This is a genomic window from Microbacterium sp. MMO-56 (assembly GCF_037146215.1).
Lineage (GTDB): Bacteria > Actinomycetota > Actinomycetes > Actinomycetales > Microbacteriaceae > Microbacterium.
The window spans coordinates 47,236-60,119 of record NZ_JBBCVW010000018.1; the positions used below are offsets into that span (position 1 = coordinate 47,236).

General features: G+C 74.7%; 6 protein-coding genes. 2 read left to right on the top strand and 4 right to left on the bottom strand.

Features of this window, described 5'->3' with window-relative positions; all coding sequences use genetic code 11:
* Window positions 1–56 precede the first annotated feature (56 nt).
* Window positions 57–1,481, top strand: coding sequence for a zinc-dependent metalloprotease (locus tag WFI00_RS14825; protein ID WP_336632159.1), 1,425 nt, complete (start codon window positions 57–59; stop codon window positions 1,479–1,481).
* 796 nt (window positions 1,482–2,277) lie between these two features.
* Here the strand turns inward: WFI00_RS14825 and WFI00_RS14830 are convergent.
* Together WFI00_RS14830 and nudC are read right to left on the bottom strand one after the other, a co-directional pair.
* On the bottom strand, window positions 2,278–3,993 hold the full coding sequence (locus WFI00_RS14830) for an ATP-dependent helicase (RefSeq protein ID WP_336632158.1): 1,716 nt from the start codon (window positions 3,991–3,993) through the stop codon (window positions 2,278–2,280).
* A complete protein-coding gene (nudC, locus tag WFI00_RS14835; RefSeq protein ID WP_336632157.1) occupies window positions 3,990–4,928 on the bottom strand; it encodes an NAD(+) diphosphatase in 939 nt (312 codons plus the stop codon). Before nudC ends, WFI00_RS14830 begins: the two co-directional genes overlap by 4 nt.
* 65 nt (window positions 4,929–4,993) lie before the next feature.
* Between nudC and WFI00_RS14840 the strand changes: the two genes are divergently transcribed.
* Window positions 4,994–6,328 (top strand): phosphotransferase, encoded by a 1,335-nt coding sequence (locus tag WFI00_RS14840; RefSeq protein ID WP_336632156.1) that lies wholly within the window; start codon window positions 4,994–4,996, stop codon window positions 6,326–6,328.
* On the opposite strand, the gene WFI00_RS14845 is transcribed toward WFI00_RS14840, so the two are convergent.
* Both WFI00_RS14845 and WFI00_RS14850 read right to left on the bottom strand, forming a co-directional pair.
* Window positions 6,329–9,649: an ATP-dependent DNA helicase gene (locus tag WFI00_RS14845; protein WP_336632155.1), complete on the bottom strand. Its 3,321-nt coding sequence runs from the start codon at window positions 9,647–9,649 to the stop codon at window positions 6,329–6,331.
* On the bottom strand, window positions 9,646–12,759 hold the full coding sequence (locus WFI00_RS14850; RefSeq protein WP_336632154.1) for an ATP-dependent helicase: 3,114 nt from the start codon (window positions 12,757–12,759) through the stop codon (window positions 9,646–9,648). The genes WFI00_RS14845 and WFI00_RS14850 overlap by 4 nt, the downstream gene beginning before the upstream one ends.
* Window positions 12,760–12,884 lie beyond the last annotated feature (125 nt).

A 12,884-nucleotide genomic window follows, 5' to 3' on the forward strand; every position in this document is an offset into this window, starting at 1 on the left:
GAGCCGTGCGACTAGCGTAGAACGCGACGACTTCCGCCTGCTGAGAGGCGCCTGACATGGCTGACGACGACACCCCCGACCGTTTCGACGGCGACGATTTCCAGGAGATGCTGCGCCGCCTTCTCGGCGGAGGAGACGGCGGCATCGACCCGTCCCAGCTGGAGGGACTGTCGCGCATGGGCGTCGATCCGGCGATGATCCAGCAGATCATGGGGCAGATGCAGCGCGCGTTCGCGCAGGGCGGCTCGGGGGACGACGGCATCGACTGGAGCGCCGCGAAGACCCAGGCGCTGCACCTCTCGAACAAGGACGGCCAGGGCATCTCCACCGGGGAGCGCACCGAGTTCGACCAGGCCTTCGCCCTGGCGACCCTGTGGCTCAGTGAGGCGACGACGATCTCGGACCTCTCGGCGACCCCGGTGGCCATCACGCGCGGGCAGTGGGTCGAGCAGACCCTGCCGGTGTGGCAGGAGCTGGCCGAGCCGGTGGCGGATTCGATCGCCGGCGCCCTCACCTCGGTCATCGACGAACAGACCCCCGAGGAGATGAAACAGCTCGTCGCGGGGGCGGGCGCCTTCATGCGGCGCATCGGCGGGTCGCTGTTCGCCGCACAGCTCGGCGGCGTCGTGGGCCGGCTCTCGCTCGAGGTGGTCTCGGGCGGCGACGTCGGCATCCCCGTCATGCCCGACGGGGTCGCGGCGATCCTGCCGCAGAACTTCGCGGACTTCGGTCGCGACCTCGAGGTCACGGACGACCAGCTCGCCCTGTACCTGGCGACCCGCGAGCTCGCGCACGCGCGTCTGTTCCGCCACGCGCGCTGGCTCCGCCTGCACGTGATCTCGCAGGTGACCGAGTTCGCCCGCGGCATCCACGTCGACCGCGGCGCGATCGAGGACCTCGCATCGCGCTTCGACCCCTCCTCGCCCGAGGAGCTGCGCGCGGCCCTCGAGTCCGGCGCGCTCCTGCCCCAGCGCACTCCGGCGCAGGATGCCGCGCTCACCCGTCTGGAGAACCTGCTGGCCACCGTCGAGGGCTGGGTCGACGTCGTGACGGCCGACGCGACCTCCCGCCTGCCCGAGGCGGCGAAGATCGCCGAGGCGGTGCGGCGCCGCCGTGCGGTGGGCGGCCCGGCCGAGCAGGCGATGGCCTCGCTGGTCGGCCTCGAGCTGCGTCCACGGCGGCTGCGGGAGGCCGCGGCCATGTGGCGGGCCGTCACCGACGCCGTCGGCACGGCCGAGCGCGACTCCCTCTGGGACTACCCCGACCTCATGCCGGACGCCTCGGACATCGACGACCCGCAGAGCCTCATCGCGCGCCTGCGTGCGCGCGCCGCCGGTGAGGCGCCGCCGCGGGACGCGTTCGACGATGCCCTGGACGAGCTGCTCGCACAGGCGGCGTCCGAGGGTGCGGAGGCCGGGGAGGCATCCGAGGGGACCGACGAGCCGGACGAGCCCGGCACGGAGGATCCCCGCCCGGTCTGACGCCCCGGAGCCGCGGGGCTGTGGACAGTCCCGGACCCTCCCGTCCCGCGCGGGCATGATCGGGGGATGCTGCGACTGTCGCCCTCACATCCCCCGCTGTGGCGGACCACGACGAGCCTCCAACTGGGCGCGGAGGACGCCGTGCGCATCGACGACGTCTCGGTGTGGCAGGAGCGTCTGCTCGACGCTCTGCACGGGGGCATCCCCGCCGCGATGGTCGTGCCGCTGGCGCGGACCCTCGGCGCCCCGCAGGCGGACGCGGAGAGGTTCGCGCAGCGGATCGGCGGAGCCCTCGTGCCGGATCCCCCCGCACCCCTCGCCGTACGGGCGGAGCTCCCCGGCGGTCTGTCCCGTCCGGAGGCGGACGCGCTGGCGCACGGCTGGCGTGCGGGATCCCTCACCGTCCACGCGAGCCCGTGGCCGGAGGCCGTCGGCCGGCAGGAGGGGCCCGTCGTCCTCGTCGCCGACCAGCTGACCGAGCCGCGCCGGGCCGCGGCCCTCATGCGTGCGGACGCGACCCACCTGCCGATCATCCTGGCGGGCGACCGCGTCGTCGTCGGGCCCCTCGTCGTCCCGGGGCGGACGGCCTGCCTGTCGTGTCTGCACGCGCACCGCACGGACGCCGACCCGGGCTGGCCGGTGATCGCGGCCCAGCTGATCGGGCGCGCGCGCACTCCCACCGACACCGGTCTCGTCCTGGAGGCCGCCGTGCTCGCCGCGCGGATCCTCCACGGCAGGGCCGGCGCCGTGACGGGAGCGCACGACCGCGCGGAGGGGGCGTCGCTGTCGGTGACCCTCAGCCTCGCCGACGCGCGGCGGGTCTGGCGCGTCCACCACCCGCATCCAGGATGCCCGTGCCAATCTCCTGCAGGAATCGGGACGGCTGTCGAGGCCGGCCCCCGGCCCCCTCGCGAGACCACGAGAGCGACAGGGTGCGGCCCGCACGCGTGACCCCGACGTACGCGAGACGACGCTCCTCGTCGATCGCGTCGAACCCGGTGGCGTAGGAGATCGGCAGAAGCCCCTCCGACAGACCGACCAGGTGCACGTGGTCCCACTCCAGTCCCTTCGCCGCGTGGAGGGTCGCCAGGGTCACCGTGCGACGCGTCGGCTCGTGCTGGCTCCGGCCGCGCGCGATCAGCTCCTCGCTGAACGCGCGCAGCGTGGTTCCCTCGGGCGCCTCCTCGGCGAGGCGCAGGACGGCCGCGCGCGCCTCCCACGCGTCGCGCAGCGCGCCGCCCGCCGGCGGCGGGTCGTCGCTGAGACCGAAACCGCGCAGGATGTCCCGGACCGTCGCCAGGAACGACGTCTCGATCGGCGCGACGGACGCCGCGCGCAACGCCATCACGGCCTGGCGCACCTCGGGCAGGTCGAAGAAGCGGGTTCCGCCGAGCACGCTCGCCGCGATCCCGTGCCGGGCGAGGGCGGACAGCAGCGGCACCGACTGCGCGTTGGCGCGATAGAGGATCGCGACGTCGGCGGGCGAGATCCCTGCGTCCAGCTGCGCCGCGACGGCGGCGGCCACGCCCGCGGCCTCCGCCGCATCGTCCTCGAAGTCCGCGACCGACGGGCGGACCCCGGCCGGACGCTGCGAGGACAGGGTGAGGGCGCCGGGGCGACCCCGCATGAGCGCGTTCGCGACATCCAGGATGCCGGGGTCGGAGCGGTAGTTCCGCTCGAGGCGCACCACCTTCGCGTCCTCGTAGCGGTCGGCGAAGCCGAGGAGGTAGCGCGGATCGGCGCCCGCGAAGGAGTAGATGGTCTGACTCGCGTCCCCGACGACGCACAGGTCGCGGCGGTCGCCGAGCCAGAGCTCGAGGAGACGGTGCTGGATGGGCGAGACGTCCTGGAACTCGTCCACCGTCAGGTGCCGGTACTGCTCGTGCACGGCGGCGGCGACGCGCGGCTCGGCCTCCAGCATCCCCGCGCAGGCGAGCAGGACGTCCTCGAAGTCCAGCTGTCGCCGATCGTCCTTGACCTTCTCGTAGGCGCGCATCAGGTCGGCCACCGCCCCCGCGTCGAGGGTCCCGAGGCCCGTCGGATGCTGCGCCGCGTCCTGCTCGATCGAGCGCATCGCGACCTTGCGCCACTCGATCCGGCTCGCGAGGTCACGCAGCGTCGCCCCGTCCAGCCGCAGCCGCAGCGCGTCGGCGGCCTGCCCCAGGACCCGCACCTTCTTGTCGATGATCGACGGCGCGGCGTCGTTCGCGAGCTGCGGCCAGAAGAAGTTCAGCTGGGCGAGCGCGGTCGCGTGGAAGGTGCGCGCGGCGACGCCCGTGACTCCCAGCTCCCGCAGTCGCCCGCGCATCTCGCCGGCCGCCTTCGCCGTGAAGGTGACGGCCATGACGCGCGAGGGAGAATACGCACCGGTGTCGACGCCGTGGGCGATGCGATGCGTGATGACACGCGTCTTCCCCGTCCCCGCGCCGGCGAGCACGCAGACGGGCCCGCGCAGCAGCGACGCCGCCTCGCGCTGGTGCTCGTCGAGCCCCGCGAGAGCTCCCTCGCTCACGGCGCGCTCTCCACCCAATCGACGATGAGCCGCCGGGCGATCGATGCCGTGCCGGGCAGGCGGAAGTCGATCCCGTCGCCGTCCGGGTCGGCCAGCGCGGCCGCGAGCTCCGCCCGCTCGAACCAGCGGACCTCGACGATCTCCTCCCCGTCGGCGCGCGCGACGGAGTCCGGCGTGGCTGTGGCGTGGAACCCCAGCATGAGCGAGCGGGGGTACGGCCACGCCTGCGATCCGCGGTAGCGGCTCTCCGCGATCACGACGCCCGCCTCCTCCAGGACCTCGCGACCGATCGTGGACTCCAGCGACTCCCCCGCCTCGACGAACCCCGCGAACGTCGAGTACATCCCCCGGCTCGCCCACAGCGCGTTCTGTCCGAGGAGCAGGCGATCGCCGTCGGCGGACTGGACGGCCACGATCACGGCCGGGTCCGTCCGGGGGAAGTGCTGTCGGCCGCACCCCGTGCAGCGCCGCGACCAACCCGCCGTCTCGAGCGAGGTCGGCATGCCGCAGGCGGGGCAGAACGGCGCGTCGACCAGCCACCGGCCGAGCGCCGCCGCCTCGACGAACAGACCCGCCTCGACGGCGTCGAGCTCTCCGCCGACGACTCGGAGCGCGGCCCACCGGGCGTCCGGCACCGGCTCCGCGAGGGGGTCGGGCGCGTCGTCGGCGGACGCGGCGAGCAGGACGCCCTCGCCCTCTGCGCCGCGACCGAGCAGCGCCCACGCGGCATCGGGTCGGATCTGCACCGCGGAGACCGTGCGCAGCGCCGTGCCGGAGTCCGCGATGAGGGAGCGATCGCCGTGGACGGCGACCACACGCGTGGCGGGATCGGTCCGCAGCCGGTCGAGGAGCCCCGGCTCGTCCCGCTCCGCCCCCGCCCGATCGATGCCCGCCCGCGCCAGGGCCGGGGGCTGAGGAGCGCGCGGATCGAGCATGCAGGACCTTCCTTGCCGGGCGTGGCGCACCGCGTCTCGGCCCGGGACAGACCTACCCTGGGGGCATGGCACGCTCACCCCTCACTCTAGCCGCGTCGGTCACGTCGGCCCTGCCCGGCGTCGTGGTGACCGGAGTCGGTTCGCTCAGCGAGGGCGCTTCGGGACGCTACGACAGCGCGATCGCCGAGCTGGAGGACGGGCGACGCGTCGTCGTGCGCGTCCCGGCCGACGACGAGGCCGACGCCGATCTGCGTTCCGAGTCGCGCGCCCTGCACGCTCTGACCGCGGGCATCCGGGGCGTGCTGCCCTTCGGCGCGCCGGATGTGCTCGGCGAGACCCGGGTGGACGGGCGGCACACTCTCGTGCAGACGCTGCTGCCCGGATACCGCGTGGACGCGGGGCACGTGCCTGCCGGGCGCGGTATCGCGACCGCCCTGGCCACCGCGACCGCCCAGGTGCACGACCTCCCGGTGTCCGTGGCGCGCGACGCCGGTCTTCCCGTCCTGACCGCCGCGCAGGTGCGCGACGAGGCGGAGCGTCTGCTGGACCGTGCCGAGGCGACGGGGCTGCTCCCCTTCGGTCTCCTGCGCCGATGGAGCACCGCGATCGGGTCCGATCCGCTGTGGCGCTTCGAGACCACGGTCGTCCTCGGCGGAGTCGACCCGGCGTCCTTCGTCTTCGAGGACGACGTCGACGGAGTCCCGCAGGTGACGGGTCTGCTCACGTGGGGCGGGCTCGGCGTCGGCGATCCGGCGATCGACCTGCGGTGGACGGCGTCGGCGCCCACGGCGCGCGACGACGTGATCGACGCCTACGCGCGCGCCTCCCACAGAGCCCCCGACCCTCAGCTCGCGGAGCGGACGCGTCTGCATGCCGAGCTGGAGTTCGCGCGCTGGCTGGTGCACGGTCACGCCGCCGGCTCGCAGGAGATCGTGTCCGACGCGATCGCGCTGCTGGAGTCGCTGGACGAGACGGTGCGCGACCAGCCCGCCGTGACGTCGGAGATCACGACCGCCGACGAGGCGATCGCCGCCAGCGCACGGGTCTCCGTCGGAGCGGGCCCGATCGACACGTCGATGCACACCGACACGTTCGATCCCGATGCCCTGGCCGCCTTCATGGCCGACGAGGACGCACGCGACGCGGACACCGACGACTCCGCCGATCAGACCGTGCCGATCGAGCTGTCCGAATGGTCGGGGCTGCGCGCCGACGAGACCGGACCGGTGTCGTCCGGACCGGTGGCGGCCGGACCGATGGCGACCGGACCGGTGGCGACTGCGCCGACGACCGAGTCCGGCTCGGTCGCACCCGTGCCCCGCGAGACCGCCGAGACGGACGGGGACGACCTCGACGCGGCCGCACGCAACGCGCTGCGGCGGTGGACGGGCACGAACTGATCAGTCGCGGATGATGAGGTCGTCGGCCACGTAGTAGAGGGCGACGTCGATCAGCTCCTCCGGAACGCCCGTACGGGCGTGGTACGCGCGCCGGTAGAGCTGCAGCTGGAGCAGTCGCTCCCGGCGTGCCGCGGCCGTGCGCGGCGGACGCCCCGTCTTCCAATCGACGATCTCGATCCGCTCCCCTCGCCGGTACACCGCGTCGAGCTTGCAGATCGCGATGTGGGGCCGGCCATCGGGCAGGAGGTCGTCGAGCGCAACGTCGATCTCCAGCTCGACGGCGATGGGCCGCAGATCGGCCCACTCCGACGCGAGGAAACGCGTCGTGAGCTCGTCGAGGGCGGCCGCCTCCGTGTCCTCGGCCTCGTCGCGGCTCTCCCACAGCGTGTCGTCGAGCGACGACCCGCCGCCGGTGAGGCCGGAACGGCGTTCCACCCAGTCGTGGAACAGCGTGCCCAGCCGGGTCTGGCGATAGGGCCGTTCCGGAAGGGGAAGGGCATGATCCGCGGCCGCGGCCGCGTAGTCGGCCACGAAGTCCTTGTAGCGCGAGGCGGGCAGCCGCGTCGGCGCCGCCGCCCGCGCCGGCGAGGTCCGCTCGTCGCGCTCGGCGAGCAGGAGCGCGACGTCGGGCGCGGGATCGACCGGGGGCGCCGCGAGGGCCGCACGCACCCGCTCGGCGGCCCGCGTCACCACGGCGCGGCGCTCCCCCAGCGGATCGATGGGCCAGGCCAGCAGTCGCTTCTGATCGAGGTACGGGTTCTCCCCCGGATCGCCGACCTCCAGCGGAAGCCCCAGCGCCGACGACACCTCGCTGAGGAACGCGCTCGGCCCGCGCGGCGTCTTCGTCCCCGACCACGCCGAGCCGCTCAGCAGGAGGTGATCGCGGGCCCGCGTCACGGCGACGTACGCGAGACGGCGCTCCTCGTCGAGCTGGCGCTCCTTGAGTGCCGCCTTGAACTCCTCGAGCGCGCCCCGCAGGGCCTGCTGCGTCGGAGCGAGCCGCTCCTCCCAGGCGAGAGCGGGGAGCCAGGCCCGATCGCCTCGGAACGGGTAGGGCAGGACGCCGAAGCGGAGCCAGCCGAGTCCGTCGCGCGGCTTCGCCGGGAGCTCGTCGTCGACGCAGCGGACCACCGCCACCGCATCCCATTCCAGCCCCTTCGACCCGTGGATGGTCAGCAGCTGGACGACGTCGGGCTCGGGCGGCTCCGTGCGCGGGGCGAACTCGTCGGCGCGCTCGGCGCGATCGAGCCACGCCAGCAGCGCGGAGAGCGACCCGCTCTCGTCGGTCGAGAGGAAGCCGTTGAGCTCGTCGACGAAGGCACGCAGCTGATCGCCCGCGACGCGCGCCGGTCCCCGGGCCTCGTTGGAGGCCAGTTCGACGTCCAGGCGCAGCTCGACCTCGATCAGCCGGACCAGTTCGGGGACGGGCAGACCGGCGGCCCGGCGCAGACCGGCGAAGACGGCGGCGGCCTCGCGCAGCCGCGCACGGCCTGCGGGGGTGAAACCGTCCAGCCACCCGTGGTCGTCGCCCTGGCGTCCGACGAAGTCGAGGGCATCCATGAGCGAGACGCCGTCGTCGCCGGACCGGCGCAGTCGCGCGAGCACGTCGGGATCCAGCTGCTGCAGCGCGACGTCGTGCCGGCCGAGTCGCCGGGCGAGCGCCGCGAGGGCCCGCAGGTCGCGCAGCCCGATCGCCCAGCGCGGCCCGCCGAGCAGTCGGATGAGCGACGAGCCCGCGCGGGGGTCGCTGATGATCCGCAGCGCAGCGACGACGTCGACGACTTCCGGCGTCGACAGGAGACCGCCGAGGCCCAGGATCCGATGGGGGATGCCCCGGCGCCCGAGCGCGTCCGCGAAACGCACCATGTGCTTCTTCGCGCGGAAGAGGATCGCCCCCGTCGTGGCCGTGCCGGCGCTCGCGCGCTCCGCGCGCACGCGCACGAACCAGTCCGCGACCCGCTCGGCCTCCGCGTCGGCGTCGACCTCGTATACGGTCTCGACGACGCCGTCCGGCGCCCCGGGCCGCTGCCCCAGAGTGCCGACGCGCACGGGCGTGCGCGCGCCGAGGGGCTCGAGCAGCGCGTTGGCCGCGTCGAGGACGCGCGCACTGTTGCGCCAGCTCGTGAGCAGGGCGAACTCGTGCACGACGCCGGACGAGCGGAACGCACCGGCGAAACCGCCGAGGTTCCCGGCACTCGCACCTCGCCAGCCGTAGATCGACTGATGCGGGTCGCCCACGGCCATCACCGCCGTGTCGGCGAACAGCGCGGCGAGGAGGTCGCTCTGGACGACCGACGTGTCCTGGTACTCGTCGAGGAGGACGACGCGGTACCTGTCGCGCAGCTCAGCCGCCACCGCGGGGTGCGCGCGCACGATCCGCAGCGCCCCGGCCACCTGGTCGGAGAAGTCGATGAGCCCGCGTCGCCGCTTCTGCGCGTCGTACTCCGCGGCGAGCCGGCTCAGCTGCGGCAGCCACGCGACGGTCGCGACGGCGTCGCGCACGGGGGCGAGCGGGCCGCTGCCTCGCTGCGTCGGCCGGTCGAGCACTTCTCGGAGTCCGTCGGCGAACCGCGCGACCTCGTCGAGGTCGGCGAGGTTGTCGACGGCGTCGCGTGCGAACTGCAGCGCGGCGTCGATGATGGTCGACGGCCGGCGATCGACCTCCTCGAGCGCCGGATCGTCGGATGCGTGGACGACGGCGCGCATGAGCAGCCACGCCGCCGACTCGCTGAGGACCGCGGAGTCGGGGTCGCGCCCGATGCGCACCGCGTTCTCCCGCACGAGCTGGTCGGCGAAGCTGTTGTAGGTGGCCACGACCGGCCGCTCCAGGAGCGCGTCCGCGGCGGCGTGCTCCGGGGCGGATGCGCCCGCGCCGTCCGCGGCGGGTGCGAGCCGAGCCGAGAGCGCGGCGATCGCCGCGCGGCGTGCCGCCTCGGCCGACCGTGCGTCGGGGGCGTCCCGCTCGATGCGTCCGAACACCTCCAGCTCGCCGCCCTCGTGCAACCGCTGGAGATGGGGCAGCAGTCCGCTCCGCTCGAACTCCCCGAGTCGCGCCAGGCGCCGCTGGATGCGCTCGGCCAGCTCGCCGGCCGCCTTGCGCGTGAACGTCAGTCCCAGAACCTGGTCGCGTCGGACGAGCCCGTTGGCCACGAGCCAGACGACGCGCCCCGACATCGTCTCGGTCTTGCCGCTCCCGGCCCCCGCGACGACGAGCGCCGGCTCGAGAGGGGCCGCGATCACGGCCGCCTGCTCGGGAGTCGGGGGGAACTGGCCCAGCGCGGCGGCGATCGCTCCCGGTGAGAGGGTCTGCGTTCCGGTCATGCCCCGCTCACCGGTCCGATCGTGTGGATGCGGCACAGCCCGTGCGAGTGGTCGTCGCGGCAGTGCGCCTCGAACGGCGCGAGGAACTCCCGGCCGCCCATCACGTGGACCGCGTCGCCGACCCGCGCGAGGAACGCCGTGCGCGTCTCGTCGTCGAACGGCGCCTGCGCGGGAGTGGCGTACATCGAGCCCCGGGTCGGCGTGAGGACGAGCAGCTTCGCCCCGCCGGACGCCCGGCCTTCGGTGCCGGGGATGACGCCGCGCTCGAAGGCGAGCTGGTAGGCGCTCAGCTGCGGATTGCCGGTCGCGGCGGCGGCTCCCGTCGGGTGGGAGCGGCCGGTCTTCAGGTCGACGATGACCACCGTGCCCTGCGCGGTCAGCTCGACGCGGTCGATCGTCCCGCTGATCACGGCGGGCTCGGCCACGCCGGGGACCGGGACGGCCAGTTCGAAGTGCGGCTCCGCGTCGAGCAGGGTGGTCCCCGACGCCTCGGCGTCGCGGAGGTAGGCGGCCAGGCGCGCGACGAGGTCTCGGGCACGGGTGCGCTCGGTGCGCTCGATCCACGCCGCCTCGAATTCGAGCTCGCTCCACCGGCTCTCGACCGTCGCCCAGAGACTCTCCTCGTCCGCGCCGTGGGCGTGCTCCAGCGCCGCGTGGATGAGGGTGCCCAGGCCGGCGCCGACGCTGCCCGGGTCGCCGCCGAGATCGCCGATGACCCAGTTGAGGGGGCACTCGTCGATCGCCTCGAGCTTCGACGGCGACACGCGAGCGGTCTCGCTCGCGAGGTCGTAGAGCGGCGCGTCGGTGGACGGGGGAAGGATGCCGTACCACTGGTCGGGGTGGGCCCCGGGGACGCCCGCGGTCGCCAGGAGCGCCAGTTGCCCGGCCGCCTCGTCGCGCGAGCCGGTCGCACGCGGGTCGGTGAGCACGCGTCGGAAGGTCGCGACCTGCCCGCGCAGGGACAGCGGGTGCTCCGCCCTCCGCGGCGCCGGCAGTGCGGGCGGCAGCAGTTCGAACAGGGCGCTCGGCCCGGTGTCGTCGTCGTCGACCGCCGTGACGATCACCCGCTCGCGGGCGCGCGAGACGGAGCGCACGAACAGCCGCAGCTCGTCGTGGAGGACCCCGCGGCGCAGGTCCAGGGCGTCCCCCGCGACTCCCTCGCCGACGGTCGCGAGACGCCACGTGTCGAACAGCCCGCCGCGGGTCCTCAGGTTGGGCCACACCCCGTCCTGCACGCCCGCGACGACGACCGTGTCGAACTCCGTGCCGAGCGCCGCGGCGGGGGTGAGCACCGACACCACGGCGGCCGGTGCCGACGTGGTCAGCCGGTCCTCGGCGACGTCGGATTCGAGCACTCCGCGCACGAAGTCGATCGCCGCGGTCCCGTCGGCGCGCTCACCGTGCCGCTTCGCCGCCTGGAAGAGCGCCACGACGGCGTCCAGGTCGCGTCGCGCCTGATCGGCCAGCGGACCGTGTCCGCCCGCCGCCTCGCGCCAAGTGCGCTCCCAGCCCGACCGCTCCCACGCCGTCCACAGCAGCTCGTGGGCCGTCGCGGCACCGGTCAGCTGCGCGCGCAGCTCGACCACCGTGTGGGCGATCCGCGCGGCACGGCGGCCCTCGCGCGTGTCGACGAGCTCGAACTCGAGCGGATGCCGGAACGCGGACGCGAGGAGCGCTGCGGCGCCGGGTGCCGCCTCGCCGTCCGCAGCCGTGCGGGCCGCGTCGTGTCGCAGCGCCGTGCGCAGCCTCCGCACGTCGACGGCGTCGAGACCCCCCGCGCGCAGGGCCTCCACGGGGTCGTCCTCGCTCCACTCGTCCCGCGCCGCCAGATCGACCAGGCGAAGCAGATCGCGCACCGCACGCGCGTCGGCCAGGGTCCGCCCCTGATCGCTCGCCGTCGGGACGTCACGGGCGGCCAGCTCGGCCGCGAGGGCGACCACCTGCCGGCTGTCGTGGGCGATGACGGCGCACCGGTCCCAGGGGACGCCGTCGTGGATGTGCCGCTCGCGCAGGAGACGCGCCACGGTGTCGAACTCCTCGCCGGCCGAGCGCAGCGCGAAGACCTGGATCGACTCGTCGCCCGCCGATGCCGTGGGCCGGTCTTCGGCGCCGACGTGCCGCGGCGGGCGACGGTGGGCCACGAGGCCCACCGCGCCGATGCGCGAGGTCACCTCGGCCGTGAGGTCGCGCAGCGCCGTGGTGCCGCGGTGCTCGCCGTCGAGCACGTGCACCGGCATCCCCGTCGCGAGCCGGGCGAAGTTCTCCGGACGGGCGCCCCGGAACGACCCGGAGCCGACGTCGGGGTCCCCGAACGCCAGGACGGCGATGCCTGCCTCCCGGCAGGCCTCGAGCAGTTCGATCCCGCCGAGGGTGAGCTCCTGCGCGTCGTCGACCAGGAGTGCCCGCAGACGGCCGAGCCCGCCGCTCGCCGATGGGCCCGCCGCGAGCGTGCGCGCGAGACCGACGGCCTCCCGGACGAGCCCCGCGGCGTCGCGATGGGCGGTGCGCATCCGCGCGCGCACGGCATCGTAGTCACGGGCGAACGACGCGATCGACGCCCAGACCTCGGCCGTCGCAGCGGGCACCTCCGCACCCCCGAGCCGCGCGAGGGTGTCCGGGTCGATGCCGAGCGTCGTGCATTCGGCCAGGAACGCGCGCAGCTCCGCACGGAATCCTCGCGTGGCACGCACCTCGGCGCCCAGCCGGTGCGGCCATCGGGGTCGACCGGCGAGCTCGTCCTCCGCGTCCCCGTCGAGCAGGTCCTGCACAATACGGTCCTCGTCGGGCCCCGTCAGCAGACGCGGCGCCTCGCGGCCGTCGTGGACGGCGCGCGCGCGTACCAGCTGATACGCGAAGGCCGCGACGGACCGGGCGAGCGGGCCCGGCGTGGCGACCCGGACGGCGAGGGCCAGCCGGTCGCGCAGCGCGGTCGCGGCGGATCGGGTCGGGGTCAGCACGAGGATCTCGTCCGGGGCGACGCCCGACTCGACCGACGCGCGCACGCGTTCGACGATGGTCGTGGTCTTGCCCGATCCCGGCGCGCCGACGACGACGCCCGACGCCTCCGGTGCGAGCGCGACGACGGCGCGCTGGGTCGGGTCGAGGAGCATGACATCCACGCTATCCGCCGGCGCCGACACCCCTCGCCGGAACGGCCGCGCCGCCGTGTACGCCGCGTTCGCGCACAGCGAGCGCGCGAGCGCCGATCCCGGAGCCCCGGGCTGACGCCGTGTCG